Origin of the sequence: Myxococcus sp. MxC21-1, from assembly GCF_032612255.1 — a bacterium.
GTDB classification, from domain to species: Bacteria; Myxococcota; Myxococcia; order Myxococcales; family Myxococcaceae; genus Myxococcus; species Myxococcus virescens.
Window position 1 is genome coordinate 5,570,084 of the sequence record NZ_CP123278.1, and the last position, 18,934, is coordinate 5,589,017.

The following is an 18,934-nucleotide window of genomic DNA, read 5'->3' on the forward strand; positions in this document are numbered from 1 at the left end:
GTCCTGCTCCAGGCGGAGAACGCCGGAAAGGAGGCGCGGCTCATCGCGTACGCGGTTGCCGCACCGGGAGTGGCGCCGTCGGCCCTGCGCGCTCAGCTGGCCGCGCGGCTGCCCCCTACATGGTGCCGGCCGCGATCGTCCGGCTCGACGCCTTCCCCTATGGCTCCTCCGGCAAGGTGGACCGGCGCGCCCTGCCCCCTCCGCCCTCCTCGACCGAGGGCGAGGCGCCGCGAACGAAGACCGAGGCGGTGCTCGCCGCGCTCTGGGCGGACGTCTTGCAGCTCGACCGCGTGGGCATCGACCAGGGCTTCTTCGAGTTGGGAGGCCACTCCTTGCTGGCCATGCAGGTCCTCGCCCGGCTCCGGAGCACGTTCGGGGTGGAACTGCCGCTCAGGGCCTTGTTCGAGGAGGGCACCATCGCCGCGCTGGCGGCGCGAATCGATCAGGCCGGAAACACCCCTGCCCCCGCGCCACTCCGCCGCTCGTCCGCGCCAGCCGCAGCACACCACCGCCACTGTCCTTCGCGCAGCAGCGGCTGTGGCTGCTGGCCCAGATGGAGCCCGGCAGCGCCGCCTACAACATGCCCGGGACGCTCCACCTCCTTGGAAGGCTCGACGCCGCCGCGCTCGAGTTCGCCCTGAGCGAGCTGCCCCGGCGGCACGAAATCCTGCGAACCCGCTTGCTCGAGCGGGATGGAGAACCGGTCCAGCTCATCGAGCCCGCGGTGAAACTGCCTTTCGAGGTGGACGACCTGCGCGCGCTGCCTCCCGGGCAACGGGAGGCTCGCGCGGAGGAGCTGGTCCGCGCAGAGGCAGCCCGCCCCTTCGAGCTCTCACGAGCGCCGTTGATGCGCGCGCGGCTGCTTCGGTTGGGCGAAGAGGAGCACCGCCTGGTGGTGGTACTCCACCACATCGTGTGCGACGCGTGGTCGCTCGACATCCTCTTCCGGGACCTCGCGGAGTTCTATGACGCCCGGAGCGCCGGACGCGAGGCGGCGCTGCCAGCGCTGGAGGTGCAGTACGCCGACTTCGCGGTGTGGCAGCGCGGGTGGCTCGATGACGAAGTGCGAGAGCGGCAGCTCGCGCATTGGCGGAGGACACTGGAGGGCGCACCGGCGGAGCTCGAGCTCCCCTTTCCCGCCAGCCCCGTTCCAGCGTCCCAGGTCCTGCCGGCGTCGTCCGGCGCCCCTGCCCGCGCCGCTGATGGCCTCGTTGCACGCGCTCTGCCACGCAGAGGGCGCGACGCCCTTCATGGCGATGCTCGCCGCATTCGAGGCGCTGCTGTACCGACACACCGGGCAACGAGATCTCGTGGTCGGCACGCCGGTGGCACAGCGGCCCCATCAGGCGCTTGAAGGGTTGGCCGGGTTCTTCGTGAACACCCTGGTCCTCAGAAACCACGTTCCCGCGCACGTCACCTTCCATCAGCTCGTGGCACGGGTACGCGAGGTGGCCCTCACTGCCCTCGCGCACCAGGACCTTCCCTTCGAAAAGCTGGTGGAGGCTGTCCGGCCAGTGCGCACGTCCAGCCGGCCGCCCTTCCTGCAGTGCATGTTCCTCCTGCGGGACACGCCCGGCGGGGGCCCCACGTTGCCGGGCCTGAAGACCTCCTTCGAGGAGGTGCTGCCCGAGCAGGCGAAGTTCGACCTCCTGCTCGAAATCGAACAAAGGGGCGATGGCTGGGTGGCGAGCTGGCAGTTCGACACCACCTGGCTCCCCACCGAAGCGGTGTCCCGCATGGCCGAGCACTTCGAGCGGCTGCTCCGGGGGGCGCTGGAGAACCCTGGCGCGCCGATTGCGCGGCTCCCGCTGCTCACCGAGCCGGAGGTGGCGGTGCTCACCCGGGCCAACGACACCGGGCGTGGGTACCCGCGTGAAGCGACCATCCACCAGTGCTTCGCGGAGCAGGCCACCCGGACTCCACACGCCGTCGCCGTCGAGTTGGACGACCAGCGATTGACGTACGGGGAGCTGGAGCGACGCAGCAATCAGCTCGCGCATCACCTCCGGCGCCGCGGCGTTGGACCCGATACCCGGGTGGGGCTGTATGTGCGCCGCTCGTTCGAGAGGGTGATCGGCATGCTGGGCATCCTGAAGGCAGGGGGGGCATACCTGCCTCTCGAGCCGGGCCACCCACGGGAGCGCCTCACGCGGATGCTGACGGACGCGGACGCGAGGCTGGTCCTCACCGAGGAGGCCTTGGAGCCAATGCTCGAGGGCACCCTCGCGGACCGGCTCTGCCTCGACGCCGGATGGCCGTCCATCGCCGGTGAGCCCGCGGGAGGCGTGCCGGACGCGGTGGGAGCCGAGAACCTCGCCTATGTCATGTACACGTCGGGCTCCACCGGCCAGCCGAAGGGCGTCTGCATCCCCCACCGGGCCGTGGTCCGCCTCGTCACCGCCCCCAACTATGTGACGCTGTCCTCGGAGGATGCCTTCCTCCACCTCGCGCCATTCTCGTTCGATGCCGCGACGCTGGAGCTCTGGGGGCCGCTGCTGAACGGGGGCCGCCTGGTCCTGTTCCCCGGCGACGGGACACCACTCGAGCGCCTCGAGGACACGCTGGCAAGGCACCGGGTCACCACGCTGTGGCTGACCGCCGGGCTCTTTCACAACGTGGTGGAGCACCACCTTGAGGCGCTCTCGGGCGTGCGGCAGCTCCTCGCGGGCGGAGACGTGCTCTCCCCCGCCCACGTGCGCCGCGTGCTCGAGCGTCACCCCGGGCTCCGGCTCATCAACGGCTATGGCCCCACGGAGAACACCACGTTCACCTGCTGCCACCCCATGGAGACGCTGGAGGAGGCCACGGCACCGGTCCCCATCGGCGCGCCTGTCACGGGCACGCGGGTCCATGTCCTCGACGCCGAGCTCGAACCCGTGCCGATCGGAGTTCCCGGCGAGCTGTACTGCGCGGGCGACGGGCTCGCGCGTGGGTACATGGGGCATGCCGACCTGACCGCGGAGCGGTTCCTGCCGGACCCGTTCAGCCGCGAGCCGGGCAGCCGCATGTACCGGACGGGAGACCTCGCCTGCTGGAGGGCCGATGGGCGCATCGAGTTCCTCGGCCGGGTGGACAGTCAGGTGAAGGTCCGCGGCTTCCGGATTGAGCCCGGTGAGGTGGAGGCCACCTTGCTCAGGCACCCTGCAGTGCGCGACGCCGCCGTGGTGGCGGCCGGGGAGCGCGCGGACACCAAGCGGTTGGTGGCGCATGTCGTCCTCCGGGACGCCTCCGCCCTCACCTCCGGCGACCTGCGGGGCTACCTGGAGCCCCAGCTCCCCGAGCACATGATTCCATCCGCCGTGGTGTTCCACCACGCACTGCCCCTGTCCCCGAACGGCAAGGTCGACCGGCGGGTGCTTGCCCAAGCGCCTCTGGACAGCCCAGAGGCTGGAGGCGCCCTGAGCGCACCTCGCACCGCGGCCGAGCTGACCCTCGTGTCGCTCTGGCGCGAGTTGCTCGGAAGGACCCACGTCGGAATTCACGAGAACTTCTTCGAGCTGGGTGGACACTCGCTGCTGGCGACAAGGCTCCTGTCGAGGGTGCGTGAAACCACCGGCATCGAGCTGCCGTTGAAGTCGTTGTTCGAAGGCGGCACCGTGGCCACGCTGGCGGAGCGAATCGAGGCGGCAAGCCGCTCCCGACAGGCCGCCTCACGGCCGCTCTCCCCAGTGGACAGGGGCGCCCCCCTGCCACTGTCCTACTCGCAGCAACGGCTCTGGTTCCTCGCCCAGCTCGAGCCGCACGCCTCGACGTACAACATCCCGGGAGCGCTGCGGCTCACCGGCGCGCTCGACGTGGCGGTGCTCGAGCGATGCGTGGAGACGCTGCTGGAGCGCCACGAGGTGCTCCGCACCGCGTTCGAGTCCCAGGAGGGACGCCCGGTCCAGCGCATCGTGCCGGCGCTGACGCTGAAGATGCCGGTCGAGGATCTCCGCGCGTTGCCCGCGGGCGAGCGCGAGGCGCGTGCCCGGGAGATCGAGAAAGCGGAGGCGGAGCGGCCGTTCGACCTCGCCGAGCCCCCGTTGCTGCGCGTTCGCCTGCTGCGGTTGGACGAACAGGAGCACGCCTTGCTGGTGACGCTCCACCACATCGTCTCGGACGGCTGGTCACTGGGAGTGCTCTTCCGCGAGATGACAGCGCTCTACGAGGCGTTCAGCGCAGGCCAGCAGAACCCGCTGCCGCCCCTGCCCATCCAATATGCCGACTTCGCGTACTGGCAGCGGCACTGGCTCCAGGGCGAGCTCCTCGAGCGCCAGCTCCAATACTGGCGCCAGCGGCTGGCAGGAGCCCCCGCGCGGCTCGCGTTACCCTCCGCGCTCCCACGGCCTGAAGTTCCGAGCCACCGCGGCAAGCTCGTCGTTGGACGGCTCAGCCCCCAGGACACCGAAGCGCTCCAGAAGCTCGGAAGACAGGAGGGGACGACGCTCTTCATGACCGCGCTGGCGGCCTTCTACACGCTGCTTCACCGGCTGACGGGCAGCGAGGACGTCGTGGTGGGGGTTCCCCTGGCGAACCGGGCCCACCCGCTCACCGAGGATTTGATCGGGTTCTTCGTCAACACCCTCGCGCTCCGGTGCCAGGTTCAAGGCTCCCTCTCCTTCCAGGAGCTCCTTCAGCGCGTCAGGACGCTGACGCTCGAGGCCTACGAGCACCAGGACGTGCCCTTCGAGCGCGTCGTGGACGAGCTCGGGATTGAGCGTTCACTGAGCTACAACCCGATCTTCCAGATTCTCTTCGTGTTGCAGAACACGCCGCTGCCACCGCTCCGGCTCGGGAACCTGAGCTTGAGCCAGGTGACGCCCAACTTCGACGCGGTGAAGTTCGACCTCGTCGTCATCCTCACGGAGCACGACGGCGGGCTCGAGGCCTCGTGGAGCTACGACGCCGACATCTTCGACGAGGCGACCATTGCGCGGATGCACCGGCAATACGAGCTGCTCCTGCGGCAGCTCGCCGGCGGGGCGGACAGGAGCCTGGCCCGCTTGGACCTCCAGACGGAGACCGAGCGCAAGCAAGAAGACGTCCTCAAAGACACACGCCGCGCCTCGGACTTCGATCGGCTGCGCCGCATCAAACCCAAACCCCTCACCCCGCGGCGCCCCGGAGAAGAGGGATAGCCCCGGCGCCGACGCAGCGCAGCGCGAATGGCCCCGGTAGCGTTGACGCCCGCCGACCGTTATAATTCCTGTGAATCGTGAACAGCCCGCCATCTGTAAGGTGGAGGAAGATTGCGTAAGCGAATCGTCGAGTATGTCCTCCCTGTCCAGGATGAGCAGAGCCTCCTCGCGCGGATAGAGCAGGAGCTGCGCTGGTACCACAACACACACTATGCGCACCTGACAGCATTCCTCGTGGTGCCCCACGACAACGCGCAGGTACGCGCACAGCTCGAGCAGATCATTGGCGTGTTCCGGGACCGCAAGGACTCGCAGAAGCCGGACCCGAACTTCAAGATCTTGAGCCCGGCGCAACCGGATGCGTCGTTCGTCGATCTCCTCACCCGCCTGGACTGCCGGCTGCCGAAGCTCATGCTGCTGCCGCACCTGACGGACCGTGACAACTTCTCCGGCCTGGCGGACAGCCTCCGGTCCACGGCCGCCCTCCTGCGGCGCTACATCATCGACTTCCGGTTCTGCATCACCGCCGAGCGGCTGCCCCAGACGCTCCCGGCGCTGCTCTCCGAGCTGCGGAAGCTCTCCGAGAGCCCGGAGGATCGAGCCCTCCTGACTCGCTTCCCGGTGATTGAGGTCCCCTTCACGGCCGGTGGCGACGACTCGGCGCAACTGGCGAGCGCCCTCGCCGAACTCTGGTCCCGCTGGCCGCAGCTGAACGACTCGGTGAACCTGAGCCGGGGCGGCTTCGTGAAGCACTTCTACGCGCTGAAGGAGCTGTGGCACCTCGCGCGCATCATGAACCAGGAGCAGTCCGTCGAAGCCGATATCGCGAAGCTGCGCGCGAGCTATGGGGTGGAGGCCGCGGTGGAGGCCCGGATCGCCGCGTTCGACCAGGCCTTCCTCGAGCGGTATGCCTCGCTGGGCCAGTACAATGAGTGGCGGCACAGCAGCAACAGCGTGGTGCTGGAGTTTGATCTGGATTCGATCGCCGACACTTACGAGTGCCAGTCCCCCGTCTTCGTGGACAACAGGTGGATCCTGGAGCGCACCTCGTTGGAGCTCGCGACCGACAAGGGACGCAAGAGCTGAATCAACTACACGGGGGTACACCGATGGCAAGCAATCCGTCCATGGCCGACGACAACGCCGCCCAGCCTGGGAAGGACAACGCCGACACGCCGGCCGCCCGCGAGCGCCGCACCGACGCGGTCCTCCTCAAGATGCCAAACCACAACATGGACTATCCGCATCTGGCGGTGCCCACGTTGACGGCAGCGCTGAGGAAGAACTTCTTCAAGGTGAAGCAGCAGGACGTCAACGTGCTGCTCCGGGATTTCCTCCTCACGGAGGAGATGCTGAAGGACTTGGCCTACCGGTTCCTCCCTGAGCTCGCCAAGGCGCACATCGACATCCCGGCGGACTTCGATCGCATTCGCAACGCGCTCGTCTACCTGCACTACATCGACAACCAGATTGGCTTCGCCAGGGTCGAACAGGTGAAGCAGAAGCTCCAGGCCCGCAAGTACGAAGAGGTCTTCTGCGACGAGCAGGAGAGCAGCCTCGCCTCGCTCATCTTCGTGCTGACCGGGATGCTGCACATCGTCATCGATCTGGCGCTGACCTATGACGAAGCGGGCGGAGAGATCGACAACCCGGTGACGAACTTCCTGCACCAGAAGGTGCGGGAGGTGGCGGCCCTCAACCCGCGCGTGGTGGGCTTCTCCGTCATCCAGATTCAGCGCAAGGCCACCCTCTGGTTCGCCCGGCGCCTCAAGCCGCTCATCCAGGGAAAGATCGCCGTCGGGGGACCGGACGCCTCCACCTTCAAGGAGGAGTACCTCAAGAACAACGACTGCATCGACTACGCCTTCCTCAAGGAAGCGGAGACCACCTTCCTGGAGTTCCTGCGCGGCAAGCCCGTGGAGCAGCTCGACGGCGTCGTCTACCGGGACGCGGAAGGCCACATCAAGGTCAACGAGCCGCGCCACGACATCCAGCTTTCGATCTTCCGGCCGGACTTCGATGGCTACGACCTCGACAAGTTCTTGCTGCCGACGTTGCCCTTGTCCACCTCGCGCGGCTGCGCTTTCGCCAAGTGCACGTTCTGCAACCACTACAAGACGTACTCTGGCTACTACAGCAATGACGCCGTGAAGACGGTGGACATCATCGAGCTGCTGGCGAAGCGCTACAACACGCGCTTCTTCCACTTCGTGGATGACATGCTGGAGGTGAAGGAGGGTACGGCCATCGCCGAGGAGCTGATCCGGCGCGGCCTCGACGTGAACATCCTCACCTACGCCCGCTTCGAGCCCCAGTTCACCGACGAGAAGATCCTGGAGCTCTGGCACAAGGCCGGCATCCGCGTCATCGAATGGGGCCTGGAGTCCGCCTCGCAGGAAGTCCTCAAGAAGATGATCAAGGGGGTCTCCATCCGGCAGGTGCAGAACATCCTCGACATCAGCAGCCAGAAGGGGATCGTGAACAAGCTGATGCTGTTCCACAACTATCCCGGCGAGACCGTGGATCAGCTCAAGATGACCGTGGACTTCCTGCGGAAGAACGTGCTGGAGAAGAAGGTCCGCCCCTTCTTCACGGTCCGAGGGCGGCTCGAGCTGCGCCTCTTCACCCCGCTCGAAATCACCTCGCGCGACTACTCCAAGTCCCCCTTCCGCAAGCGCTACGAGCGGTCCAGCTCGTTCGACTCGTTGCTGGGCTACGCGGACGAGGACGACTACCCGCGGAAGGTCGAGTACATCGAGAGCTTCATCAACGAGATGTCGCAGTACCTCAACGAGAACAAGATCTTCTCGACAAACGACGAGAACATGTCGCTCGACCTGCTGATCCTGGACCTGAAACGGCGCGGCCTCGAGACGGCGGTGACGGTGCAGTAGCGCGGAGGCTGGAGGAGCACGCCATGATGCCGCAGGCCATCCCCCGGGTTCCGCTCGTCTCCCGCGAGCACTTCATCGCGTCGTGGGAGAAGGCGGGACAACCGGTCATCTTCACCGGCGCCGTCCAGGCATGGCCCGCCTTCTCGAAGTGGACGTTCGAGTGGTTCCGCGCCATGCACGGTGGCGTCGAGATCACCGTCAGGTCGGCGCTCTACAAGTGGGGCGCCCTGCCAGGCACTTCGGAGCCCCTGGGCGGCGCACGGCGGATGAAGCTGTCCACCTATCTGGACGAGGTGGGGGCCTCCTCGGCGCTTCCGCTCGAAAGCGACCTGGACGAAGTCGCGGACACGATGCTGGGGAAGCGGCCGGAGGAGATCAACCACCTGGTGGGTCCATCGCTGCTTCGGGCCGTCCCCTCCCTGCGAGAGGACGCCCGATTCCCGGACTATGCCCCCCGGTGGCTGAACCGCCTCACCGAGTCCTCGGTCTGGATTGCCCCGCGCGGCACCTTCGCCCAGCTTCACAGGGATCGCGCCCACAACCTCTACGCCCAGCTCTCCGGCCAGAAGCGCTGGCAACTCTATGCGCCCCACCAGGCCCGGCGACTCCAACCGGCACCGCTCGACTGGGCCGCGGACCTGAGCGGAATGGACCTCGAGGTGGGAGCGGCGAAGCGGATGACCGCGAGCGGGCTCCGGCCAGATTACGACTTCATCCTCGAACCGGGCGACCTGCTCTTCCTGCCGGTGAACTGGTGGCATCGCGTCCACACCGTGTCCCCCTCCATCGCGTACAACCTCTGGTGGTGGGACATCCCGTCAGCGGTTCGCGTCGGTCCCGTGGCGGCACGCATTGCCCTGGGGATGAAGCTGCAAGAGGCCTATTCCTCCCTGCACCGCAGGTCCCCCGCGTCTGAGCAGCGATGAGCGAGTCAGGGAACGGCGTGCTGCGCTTCGCCATCATCTGGGGCGGCCAGACGGTGTCGAAGCTCGGCAGCGCCCTGACCAGCTTCGCCCTGGGGCTCTGGGTGTATGGCCTCACCAGCTCGGTCACGGATTTCGCGCTGATCTCCGTGCTGACCATCCTGCCCGGGGTGCTCGTGGCACCCATCGTGGGGGTGCTGGTGGATCGCTGGGATCTCCGGAACGCGATGCGTCTGGGAGATTGCGGCGCGGGGTTGGTCACCCTCGTCTATGCCATTCTGATCTCGTTGGAGCAGCTCGCGCCCTGGCACGTCTACGTGGGCACTGCCATCGCGTCGGTGAGCGGTGCGTTCCAGCGGACGTCGTACACCGCCCTGACCCCAGCACTCATCCCCGCGAAGCACCTGGGCCGAGCCAACGGCCTCGTCCAGGCGAGCGATGCCGCCGTGCCCCTGATCGCCCCCCCCTTGGCGGGGTTCCTGATGAGCGCCACCAGCCTGGGCACGGTGGTCTTGATCGACTTCATCAGCTTCCTGGCCGCCATCACCACGTTGTCGCTCATTCGGAGCCTGCCCGCTGGGGGCGGGCCCTCCTCGGATGCGGGCACATCCGCGCTGCAACAAGCCCTCGAAGGGTGGAACTACCTCAAGGAACGCCGGGGTCTGCTCGGTCTGCTCACGTTCTCCGTCATCACCAACTGTTCGCTCTCCGCCATGCAGGTGCTGCTTCCTCCACTGGTCCTGGACATCGCCAACCCGGCCGTTCTCGCGGGCCTGCTGTCCACGGGGGGCCTGGGGCTCCTGTTGGGGAGCGTCGTGATGACCGCGTGGGGAGGGCCGAAGAACCGCATTCATGGGGTGCTCGGCGTCGGGATGGGCCTGGGGACGGTCGTGGTGCTCGCAGGGCTGTTCCCCACCCTGAGGATGCTCGGGTATTGCACCTTCATGGCCGGCTTCTGCATCCCCATCATGGATGCAAGCAGCCAGGCCATCTGGCAGGGGCAGGTCCCCGCCGCACTCCGGGGGCGCGTCTTCGCCATGCGCGGGATGATTGCCTGGTCCGTTCAGCCGCTGGCGTACCTTGCGGCGGGCGTCATGGCGGACCACCTGGACGGCGTCTCCTTCTCCATCCCCGCGCTCTTCGGGCCGCTGGAACAACTCGATGCGCGCAGCCGGGGCATCGCGCTGTGCTTCATCGCCGCCGGCCTCTTGACGCTCATCGCGGCGGTGCGGGGCTATACCGCCCGCCACGTCCGCGAAGTCGAGGAGACGCCACCCGGCACCCCCTTCACCGGGGCCGTTTCCCCGCCTTCGCGGTAGGGGGCCTCAGTTCCGCGTCAGCGTCAGATCATCCACCTGAATCCAGGTGTCGCCGTTGTTCGCCCACATCCCCGCGAACACCTCCACGCTGTGCTGGGCGCCGGAGTTGAACGACACCGACAACTGCGTGTAGTTGCCCAACGGCTGTGCGAAGCGCACCTCGTTGAGGATGGGCCCGCCCCGGAGCAGCCGCGCGCCGAAGTAGCCATCCGCGTGGTTGGTGGACGTCTTCACCCAGCCCGTCAGCGTGTACTGGGTGTTCGGCGTCACCGCGACCTCCTGCTTCACGGCATTCCACCCCGTGTCGTTCCGCGCCCAGGCGTTGTTGGTGCCCGTGCGCGCATAGCCGAGTCCCCGGTCGATGCCCGCCTTGCCTTCGGTGTACCAGGGCGACGTGGCGTTGTTCGTGGACTGCTGCTCGAAGCCCGCCTGGTGGATGAGATTGCTCCCGCGCGTCAGGCTGACGTCATCGAGCTGCATCCAGGTATCGCCGTTGTCGGCCCAGAGGCCGCCATACACCTCGATGAGCGCGTTCGGCCCGGAGTTGAAGTGGACCACCTGCTCCGTGTACGCCCCCAGCGCGCCGAAGGGCACCTCGCCCAGGATGGGGCCATTGCCCGGCCCACGAGCCCCGAAGTAGCCCGCGGTGTTGTTGGCGGAGCTGCGGACCCAGCCGCGCAGCGTGTAGTCCGTGTAGGGCTGGACGACGACGCTCTGCTTGAGCGCATTCCAACCGCTGCTCGCGTACACGAAGCCGTTGTCCTGCCCACTGCGCGCATTGCCGAGCGCCCGGTCCACGCCGCCCGAGCCTTGCAGATACCAGGGCGCCATCACCCGCGTGGCCGCCTGTGTCTCGAAGCCGGGCTCGGAGAGCAGGTTGTCGCTGTGCGCGTCGTGAGCCAGCGAGGCCCGCATGAGGAAGGTGTTGTACGGCGTCCACTGGGACATGACGAAGTACAGCGAGTTTCCGGTGTTGCCCCAGGGGTGGATGAACGCGTTGTAGAGGCCCGGGTACACGGCTCCACTGGCGAGCACCTTCTCTCCGCTCCAGGGCCCCGTGGGCGTGGCGGCGTCACGCATCACCACCGCCTGCCGGTGCTCGTTCAGGTACGTCATCAGGAAGCGCCCGAGCGGCGCGTGGTACGAGACGGACAACTCACCCGCGATGCCAATGGCGACGGGCCGCGCCGCCGCCTGCGACACGCTCCATCCGTTTCCATCCCAGTAGCGGTAGGCGTTGATGTCCAGCAGCGCCGTCTCCGGCACGCGGGCCAGGTGGACGTTTCCAAAGCGGCCGTTCGGCGTCGCGTACATGTAGACGAACCCGCCGTTCCTGACGAAGGCCGCCATCTGGAAGTTGTTCGTCCAGGCCGGCGTGTTCTGCCAACGCGCCGTCGGGTGCTTCACCCAGTTCTGCCCCTGGTCATCCGAGTACGCGATGCCCGCATGGTTCGTGAACCACATGCCCGCCTCCCCCCAGTGGTGGATGGACATGTAGTGGATGTAGTGCCGCGAGCCGATGGTGACGCCCGCGGTGGGGATGACGGTGATTTCGTCGAAGTTGACCTTCCGGGACGCGAGGATCTCCTTCGCATGCTGAGGCCCGTCCTGAATCATGGAGGAGAAGGACAAGCCGTCGGCCAGATTCGTATCGGACGAACGCGCCAGGACGTTGCTGCGCCAGCCGCCCCCACAGCCGCCATTGCCACACCAGCCCGCGCCGAAGGTGTCCCCGAACAGGACGAACACCTCGCCACCGCCCTTGTCCCAGACGATGCCCAGGTCCGTCCCATGGACGTCGTGGTTCGTGTGCGTCTGGTTCGGGTTCGGCAGCAGCTCACCGGCGGGTGTCGCGCCTGTCACCCGGGAGACCTTCGTCACGTTCGACGGCGTTACGGCCGCCGCCGGGGTGCCCCACAGGAGCGCCCACGTGGCGTGCAGCAGGAACGTCCGCTTCCATGTCGTCATGCGCTTCATGGCCACCTCTCTGGTTGTCACGGTGCAACCCGGACGGGAGAGGCGACTCTAGTCGCATAACGAGATTAACCTTTAAATCAAGACACGACCGGCGACTGGAGTGTCAGCCCTGCGCCAGCACGCGGATGAGCACGTCAATCATGGTGGCCCAGCCCTGCTCCGTGCGGCTCGCGTAGTCGGCCCACTTCGCGTCCATCTCGTGGGTGAGGGTCAGCTCACAGCCGGTGTCGCGAGGGGAGATCTCCACCGTCACGCGGCTGAGCTCGTCCCCCTCCTTGTCGATGTGCCAGGTGAAGACGAGCCGGCGCGGCCGGTCGAGCTCCAGGTACGTGCCCACGTGGTCGATTTCTTCTCCGGCCCGCCGTACGAGGAAGGAGAACTTGCCGCCCACGCGCGGGTCGATGGCGAGCCGCAGCACCTCCTCGTCCCGGACCGTCGGCCCGGTCATCCACTGGCCGACCATCTCCGGCTCGAGCCAGGCGTCGAACACCCGCTCCGGCGACGCGTTGAAACGCCGTGTGACGCGAACCTGGACGCTCTGTGCTGAGGACATGGCTCTTCCTTTCCATCCGAGGGTTGGCGCCTTTGGTAAACCACATGGTTCAACATACTCCCGGCCTTGGCGATGAACAACCACTCGGTTGACCTTCGTCACGGGTGAGCCCGGGGCGTTTCTGGTAGAGCCTGGGGCATGCCTCAGCGCCCCACCGTGGCGGAAGTGGAATCCATTCTCCGCGCGCCAGTCCGCCAGAACTGGGAGCAGTTCACCAAGACGCTCAAGACACTGCCTGCGGATGTGGACCCCGACCTTGCGTCACACGCCGCGTTGAGTCTCATTCACGGGCAGCCCGCGTCCCTCTGGTCATTCGGGCGTAACTGCCAGCAGCTCCCTGCCCCTGTCATCCGCGCGCTCCTGGGTCGCCTCGAAGCCGACTCCCGGCCCCACGCCTATTTCCTACGCGAAGCGGTCCCCCAAGAAGCCTCCGACGACGAGCTCCGAGCGACCTGGAAGGCAGCACTCCAGGGCCTGCTCGACCTGGAGACGACCTATGCGTGGGGATCGAAGCAGCGCAAAGCAAAGTTCCAGGCGCTGGCGAACACCCCGTCCTTGCTCCAGGCCATCCAGACCGCTGTCGTGGCCTGTGAGCAGGTGTCGCTGGACATGCTGGCCGTGCTGACGGTGGATGCATCGGACGCCTCGGTCGATGCGCTCATTCCCCATGTGGAGCGGGCCGTGCAGAGCCAGGGCTGGGAGTTGGACCGTCTGGAGGACTTGCGCAAGCACGCGCGCTCCACCCCCGTGATGGACGACCTGTTCGCGCGAATGGAGGCCCTGCTCCAGGGACGTCGCGCGCGCTCGCCCGCGCTCGACCTGGCGCGGCACCTGGGCTTCGGTGAGCTGGATGCCATCTGGTTCAGGACCTACCTTCTGGCTGGGGACACCCAGGCGACGAACTCTCTCGTCCATCATTGCAACATCAACGTGGATAGCCGCTCCCCTCGCTGGTTCAGTGTCTGGCAGACATCCCGAAAGGATGGCCTCGATAGAAACGCCTGGAGCGACACCCACTTCGACAACGAAAAGCTGCACAAGGACATCCTGGGACTTGGCGCATGCGAGTTGATGCAACTTCCTGATTGGGTTGCGCGCACAGGCAAGCGCCTCGGCGCGGCGTGGAACTTCAACGACAGCGCGTTGATGACGAACCTTCGCGGGAAGAAACGCGCAAGACTCGCGGAGTGGCTTCGCTCGGGCACATGAGCCGCTCGGCTCACCCCACCCTGCGGCCCCCGATGTGCGCCCCGGCATTGGGCGACAACCGGCGATAGAGCGGTCCGGCCAGCGACGACATGATGCCCACCGCGATGAACGGCAGCACGAAGCGGTCCGGCGTCAACGGCGCCTCGCCAGCGCCGCGCGCCAGGTGCAGCATCAACCCGCCGAAGCTGATGCCCAACCCCAGCGCCATCTGCATCGTCACCACGGACAGCGTGGACGCGCCGCTCACCGTGTCCGGAGGGATGTCCGCATACGCCACGGTGTTGATCGCGGTGAACTGCATCGAGCGCATGAATCCGCTGACCATGAGCACGCCAACGATGAGCGGAATCGGCGTGCTGTTCCGGAAGATGGCCGGCAGCGCGGTCAGGACGGCGGACGCCAGGTTGGCGAAGATGAGCGTTTGCCGGAAGCCGAATCGCCGGATGATGTAGGGCGCCACCGACTTGCAGGCGAGCGCGCCCACGCCGCCGCCGATGGTCACCAGCCCTGCCTCGACGGGCGTCCAGCCCAGGCCGACCTGAAACAGCAGCGGCAGGAGGAAGGGCGACGCCCCCAGGCCCATGCGCGTCAGGGTTCCGCCAATCAGGCTGGCCCGGAAGGTGTCGATGCGCAGCAACCGGAGATTCAACACGGGCCGCTCCACGCGCAGCGCGTGCCACACGTAGGCCCCCAGCGACGAGAACGCGACGGCCGCGAGCCCCAGTTGCAACGGCAGCGGCATCAGCCCGATGCCCACCGTCTCCGCCGCGCCAATCAGCGTGGTGATGGCGACGGCCACGAGCACGAAGCCCCGCGTGTCGAAGGGCCCCGGGTCCGGCTGGTGCAGCGGCGGAACGAAGCGCGCCACCGCGAGCATGCCCAGGATGCCCACGGGCACGTTGATGAAGAAAATCCACGGCCAGTCCGCGACGCCCAGGATGAGGCCCGCCAGCGGAGGCCCCACCAGCGGGCCCACGAGCGCCGGCATGGTGAACCAGCTCAAGGCCGCCACCAGGCGCTCTCGCGGCGCCGAGCTCACCACGATGATGCGCCCCACGGGCGTCATCAACGCACCGCCCAGCCCCTGGAGGGTGCGGAAGATGACCAACTGGGTCAGCGACTGAGAGAAGCCGCAGAGCACCGAGCCCAGCAGGAACACGCTCATCGCGAACATGAAGACGCGACGGGGTCCGAACCGGTCCGCCACCCAGCCGCTCGCGGGCGCGAGCACCGCCAGCGCCAGGATGTAGGACGTCAGCGCCAGCTTCAGATGGATGGGGTCGGTGTCAAACGCCTGCGACAACCGGGGCAGCGCGGTCGACAGCGCGGTGGAGTCCACGAACTCCATGAACAGCGCGCTGGCCACCGCAATCGAGGCCAGCCGCGAGCCCCTTGGAGCATCTCCAACTGCCTCAGCGTTGCTGGAAGCCGGATGCCCAGGCACTGTTCAGCCCACGTACTCCGGAAGCAAGGGCGCGTCGCGGAGTCTCGGGGCCTGGGCATCCTTGGGCGACAACCGCGGCTCGCTCACCGGCCAGGGAATCGCCAGGTCCGGGTCATTCCAAACGACGCTCCGCTCCGTCTCCGGCGCGTAGAGCGCGGTGCACTTGTAGTGGAAGTCCGCGGAGTCACTCACCACGCAGAAGCCGTGGGCGAAACCCGACGGAACCCAAAGCTGACGGCGGTTGTCCGAGGACAACTCCACCGCCACCCACTGGCCGAAGGTGGGCGAGCCGCGCCGCACGTCCACCGCGACGTCGTACACGGCGCCCGCCAACACCTGCACCAGCTTCCCCTGGGCCTGCGGCTCCTGGAAGTGCAGGCCCCGCAGCGTCCCCTTCGCCGAGCGCGAGTAGTTGTCCTGCACGAAGGGCCCGGGGATGCCCACGGCCGCGTACCGCGCCGCATGGAACATCTCCATGAAGAAGCCGCGGTCATCACCGAAGACCTTGGGCTCCAGCAGCAGCACATCCGGAATCTCCAGCGGCGTCACCTTCACGAAACGGCCCCCCGGTTCTCCGCGAGCGCTCGCAGGTACTGGCCGTAGTCGTTCTTGAGCATGGGCTCGGCCAGCGTCAGCAGTTGCTGCGCGCCGATGTACCCCATGCGGAACGCAATCTCCTCCGGGCACGCCACCTTGAGGCCCTGGCGGCGTTCGATGATTTCGATGAAGTTCGACGCCTGCATCAGCGACTCGTGCGTGCCGGTGTCCAGCCACGCGTAGCCGCGCCCCATGAGCTCCACGTCGAGCTGGCCGCGTCGCAGGTACTCCGCGTTGACGTCGGTAATCTCCAGCTCGCCCCGCTTGCTCGGCTTGAGGCCCGCGGCGATGTCCAGCACCTGGTTGTCGTAGAAGTACAGCCCGGTGACGGCGTAGTTGGACTTCGGCTTCAGCGGCTTCTCCTCCAGGCTCACCGCGCGGTTCTTCGCGTCCAGCTCCACCACGCCGTAACGCTCCGGGTCCTTCACGTAGTACCCGAACACCGTCGCGCCCGAGGTACGCGACGCCGCGCGCTTCACCAGCTCGCTCAGGCCGTGGCCGTAGAAGATGTTGTCGCCCAGCACCAGCGACACGCTGTCAGCGCCCACGAAGTCCCGGCCGATGACGAAGGCCTGGGCCAGTCCCTCCGGCCTGGGCTGCTCCGCATAGCTGAAGCGCATGCCCCACTGGTCGCCACTGCCCAGCAGTTCTTGGAAGCGCGGCAGGTCCTGCGGCGTGGAGATGACCAGCACGTCCCGGATGCCCGCGAGCATCAGCGTGCTCAGGGGGTAGTAGATCATCGGCTTGTCATGCACGGGCAGCAGTTGCTTGCTGACCACGCGCGTCAGTGGGTACAGCCGCGTCCCCGAGCCACCGGCGAGGATGATGCCTTTCATGTCCACCTCGGCACTTCAGTGTCCCCGAGCCGCGAGCCAGGTCGCATGGAAGCGCGACAAGGACTCCGCGAGCGCCAAGGGAGGAACGGAAAGTTCGGCACGGGCCTTGTCGGTGCGCAGACCACTCTTGAGCGGGCGGGGGCTGGCGAGCTTCAGCTCCGCCATCCGGGTGGGGACGATGAGCCTCGCGTCGAACCCGAACACCTCGCACAGTGCGCGGCCAAAGCCCACCCTGTCGATGACCGTTCCGCCGCAAGTGTTCCACACTCCACCCAGCCGCCGCGTCCCCAGCTCCACCAGCATGGCGGCCACGTTGTCCGCGAAGCTGGGCGACACCATCTGGTCCTCGAAGAGGCGCACCTGCTGCCCCTTCTCCAGCGACGTCACCAGCCAGGCACCGAAGTTGAGCCGGCCCTCCACCGGAGGCCAGCCATACACCACGGCGGTGCGAGCAATGGTGCAGCCGGGCGCGAGCACCCGCGCGGCCTGCTCCCCCATGTGCTTCGTCACGGAGTACACGCCGCGAGGATTCGGAATCGCGTCCTCGGAATAGGGCCCGGCCTCGCCGTCGAAGACGTAGTCCGTGGACACGTGCACCAGGTGCGCCCCGGCCTTGCGAGCACTCCGCGCCACGGCGGCGGCCGCGGTGACATTCCCCGCGTACGCGGCCTCCGGGTCCTTCTCGCAGGCATCCACCTCCGTCATGGCGGCGCAGTTGATGACCACCTCGGGCGCGGCGGTCTCCACGGCGGCGGCGACGTCCGCCTCGCGCGTGAGGTCCACGCTCGCGTAGCCATACGCTCCGCCCGTGCGCCGGGCACCTCGGCCCAGGCCCACCACCTGATGCCCGCCCTGGTGGAGCAAGGAACACACGCGGCTGCCCACCAGCCCGTTGGACCCCGTGACGAGCAAGCGCATGGCTCAGGCCCTCCCCTGCAGGCGCGTGCGGTACTGCGTTTCGAAGTACTGGCGATAGGCGCCACTCGTGACGCGCTGCCACCACGCAGGGTGGTCCACGAACCAGCGCACCGTCTCCGCCAGGCCCTGCTCGAAGGTGTGCGCGGGCGTCCAGCCCAGCTCCGCGCGAATCTTCGACGGGTCGATGGCGTAGCGCCGGTCATGTCCCGGCCGGTCCTTCACGTACTGGATGAGCGACTCCGGCTTGCCCACGAGGCCCAGGATCGCCTTCACGATGTCGATGTTCCGCCGCTCCGCCCCGCCGCCGATGTTGTAGACCTCGCCGGCCCGGCCCTTCTCCAGCGCCAATAGCAGCGCATGGCAGTGGTCCTCCACGTGGAGCCAGTCGCGCACGTTGCCGCCGTCGCCGTACACCGGCAGCGGCTTGTCGTGCAGCGCGTTCACCACCATCAACGGAATCAACTTCTCGGGGAACTGGTAGCGGCCGTAGTTGTTCGAGCAGCGCGTGACGACGACGTCCAGGTTGAACGTGTGGTGATACGCGAGCGCCACCAGGTCGGCGCTCGTCTTGCTGGCCGAGTACGGGCTGGAGGGCTGCAACGGCGAGGACTCGGTGAAGGCGCCCGTGGGCCCCAGCGAGCCGTAGACCTCGTCGGTGGACACCATGAGGAAGCGCTTCACGCCGCGGGCGCGGCTGGCCTCCAGGAGCTGCTGGGTGCCCAGCACGTTGGTGGTGACGAACACCTCCGGCCCGAGGATGGAGCGGTCGACGTGGCTCTCCGCCGCCAGGTGCATCACCGCGTCGATGGCGTGCACGGACATCAGGTGCTCCACCAGCTCGCGATTGCCGATGTCGCCCCGGATGAAGACGTGCTGGGGGTCGCCCTCCAGCTCGGACAGGCTCTCCAGGTTGCCGGCGTACGTGAGCTTGTCGAGGTTGACCACCGTCCAGGCAGGCCGCTCACGGCGCAGATACTTCACGAGGTTGGACCCGATGAAGCCACAGCCACCTGTCACCAGTACGTTCATTGTCCCGTGGACCTCGTGCGCTCGGAGCGAGCGCCTGCGTATCGAAGGGGTCCACGACCGTCAAGGCGCGAGGGAAGCCAGGCTTGTGGGCGGCCCTGCACGGGGGTAAGGGAACCGG

Annotated in this window: 15 protein-coding genes; 8 read left to right on the plus strand and 7 right to left on the minus strand. The window is 67.4% G+C overall.

Annotated elements, in window-relative coordinates; genetic code table 11:
- Positions 1–119: 119 nt before the first annotated feature.
- From QEG98_RS24525 to QEG98_RS24555, 7 genes are all read left to right on the plus strand, one after another.
- Entirely contained in the window at positions 120–641 is a 522-nt protein-coding gene (locus tag QEG98_RS24525) for a phosphopantetheine-binding protein (protein WP_316563045.1), read from the plus strand.
- Entirely contained in the window at positions 554–1,354 is an 801-nt protein-coding gene (locus tag QEG98_RS24530) for a condensation domain-containing protein (RefSeq protein ID WP_316563046.1), read from the plus strand. The genes QEG98_RS24525 and QEG98_RS24530 overlap by 88 nt, the downstream gene beginning before the upstream one ends.
- Positions 1,251–5,117: an amino acid adenylation domain-containing protein gene (locus QEG98_RS24535; protein WP_316563047.1), complete on the plus strand. Its 3,867-nt coding sequence runs from the start codon at positions 1,251–1,253 to the stop codon at positions 5,115–5,117. Before QEG98_RS24530 ends, QEG98_RS24535 begins: the two co-directional genes overlap by 104 nt.
- A gap of 111 nt (positions 5,118–5,228) precedes the next feature.
- On the plus strand, positions 5,229–6,203 hold the full coding sequence (locus QEG98_RS24540; protein ID WP_316563048.1) for a hypothetical protein: 975 nt from the start codon (positions 5,229–5,231) through the stop codon (positions 6,201–6,203).
- A gap of 41 nt (positions 6,204–6,244) precedes the next feature.
- Positions 6,245–8,011 carry a radical SAM protein gene (locus QEG98_RS24545; protein ID WP_316563049.1) on the plus strand — a complete coding sequence of 589 codons (1,767 nt, stop codon included), beginning with the start codon at positions 6,245–6,247 and terminating at the stop codon, positions 8,009–8,011.
- A 23-nt stretch (positions 8,012–8,034) separates the two neighbouring features.
- Positions 8,035–8,937 carry a cupin-like domain-containing protein gene (locus QEG98_RS24550; protein ID WP_316563050.1) on the plus strand — a complete coding sequence of 301 codons (903 nt, stop codon included), beginning with the start codon at positions 8,035–8,037 and terminating at the stop codon, positions 8,935–8,937.
- Positions 8,934–10,253, plus strand: coding sequence for an MFS transporter (locus QEG98_RS24555; protein WP_316563051.1), 1,320 nt, complete (start codon positions 8,934–8,936; stop codon positions 10,251–10,253). Before QEG98_RS24550 ends, QEG98_RS24555 begins: the two co-directional genes overlap by 4 nt.
- A gap of 6 nt (positions 10,254–10,259) precedes the next feature.
- Here QEG98_RS24555 and QEG98_RS24560 read toward each other — a convergent pair whose 3' ends face one another.
- Together QEG98_RS24560 and QEG98_RS24565 are read right to left on the minus strand one after the other, a co-directional pair.
- Positions 10,260–12,221, minus strand: coding sequence for a DUF4185 domain-containing protein (locus QEG98_RS24560; RefSeq protein ID WP_316563052.1), 1,962 nt, complete (start codon positions 12,219–12,221; stop codon positions 10,260–10,262).
- Between the two features lie 112 nt (positions 12,222–12,333).
- Positions 12,334–12,783 carry an SRPBCC domain-containing protein gene (locus QEG98_RS24565; protein ID WP_316563053.1) on the minus strand — a complete coding sequence of 150 codons (450 nt, stop codon included), beginning with the start codon at positions 12,781–12,783 and terminating at the stop codon, positions 12,334–12,336.
- A 156-nt stretch (positions 12,784–12,939) separates the two neighbouring features.
- Here QEG98_RS24565 and QEG98_RS24570 point away from each other — a divergent pair, with 156 nt between their 5' ends.
- On the plus strand, positions 12,940–13,992 hold the full coding sequence (locus QEG98_RS24570; RefSeq protein WP_316563054.1) for a hypothetical protein: 1,053 nt from the start codon (positions 12,940–12,942) through the stop codon (positions 13,990–13,992).
- A gap of 10 nt (positions 13,993–14,002) precedes the next feature.
- Here QEG98_RS24570 and QEG98_RS24575 read toward each other — a convergent pair whose 3' ends face one another.
- The 5 genes from QEG98_RS24575 to rfbB all read right to left on the minus strand — a co-directional run bounded on the left by QEG98_RS24575 (position 14,003) and on the right by rfbB (position 18,816).
- Entirely contained in the window at positions 14,003–15,358 is a 1,356-nt protein-coding gene (locus QEG98_RS24575) for an MFS transporter (RefSeq protein WP_316563055.1), read from the minus strand.
- Between the two features lie 81 nt (positions 15,359–15,439).
- Positions 15,440–15,991 (minus strand): dTDP-4-dehydrorhamnose 3,5-epimerase, encoded by a 552-nt coding sequence (rfbC, locus tag QEG98_RS24580; protein WP_316563056.1) that lies wholly within the window; start codon positions 15,989–15,991, stop codon positions 15,440–15,442.
- On the minus strand, positions 15,988–16,869 hold the full coding sequence (gene rfbA / locus QEG98_RS24585) for a glucose-1-phosphate thymidylyltransferase RfbA (protein ID WP_141588788.1): 882 nt from the start codon (positions 16,867–16,869) through the stop codon (positions 15,988–15,990). The genes rfbC and rfbA overlap by 4 nt, the downstream gene beginning before the upstream one ends.
- 15 nt (positions 16,870–16,884) lie before the next feature.
- Positions 16,885–17,787, minus strand: a complete 903-nt coding sequence (locus tag QEG98_RS24590; protein WP_316563057.1) for an SDR family oxidoreductase — start codon at positions 17,785–17,787, stop codon at positions 16,885–16,887.
- 3 nt (positions 17,788–17,790) lie between these two features.
- Positions 17,791–18,816, minus strand: a complete 1,026-nt coding sequence (rfbB, locus tag QEG98_RS24595; RefSeq protein ID WP_316563058.1) for a dTDP-glucose 4,6-dehydratase — start codon at positions 18,814–18,816, stop codon at positions 17,791–17,793.
- Positions 18,817–18,934: the final 118 nt, after the last annotated feature.

Excerpts from the sequence above, each read along its gene's own strand:
- QEG98_RS24560 (WP_316563052.1), bottom strand. The coding sequence starts at position 12,221 with ATGACGACATGGAAGCGGACGTTCCTGCTGCACGCCACGTGGGCGCTC.
- QEG98_RS24565 (WP_316563053.1), bottom strand. The coding sequence starts at position 12,783 with ATGTCCTCAGCACAGAGCGTCCAGGTTCGCGTCACACGGCGTTTCAAC.
- QEG98_RS24590 (WP_316563057.1), bottom strand. The coding sequence starts at position 17,787 with ATGCGCTTGCTCGTCACGGGGTCCAACGGGCTGGTGGGCAGCCGCGTG.
- QEG98_RS24555 (WP_316563051.1), top strand. The coding sequence starts at position 8,934 with ATGAGCGAGTCAGGGAACGGCGTGCTGCGCTTCGCCATCATCTGGGGC.
- rfbB (WP_316563058.1), bottom strand. The coding sequence starts at position 18,816 with ATGAACGTACTGGTGACAGGTGGCTGTGGCTTCATCGGGTCCAACCTC.
- QEG98_RS24525 (WP_316563045.1), top strand. The coding sequence starts at position 120 with ATGGTGCCGGCCGCGATCGTCCGGCTCGACGCCTTCCCCTATGGCTCC.
- rfbA (WP_141588788.1), bottom strand. The coding sequence starts at position 16,869 with ATGAAAGGCATCATCCTCGCCGGTGGCTCGGGGACGCGGCTGTACCCA.
- QEG98_RS24535 (WP_316563047.1), top strand. The coding sequence starts at position 1,251 with ATGGCGATGCTCGCCGCATTCGAGGCGCTGCTGTACCGACACACCGGG.
- QEG98_RS24550 (WP_316563050.1), top strand. The coding sequence starts at position 8,035 with ATGATGCCGCAGGCCATCCCCCGGGTTCCGCTCGTCTCCCGCGAGCAC.
- QEG98_RS24545 (WP_316563049.1), top strand. The coding sequence starts at position 6,245 with ATGGCCGACGACAACGCCGCCCAGCCTGGGAAGGACAACGCCGACACG.
- QEG98_RS24530 (WP_316563046.1), top strand. The coding sequence starts at position 554 with ATGGAGCCCGGCAGCGCCGCCTACAACATGCCCGGGACGCTCCACCTC.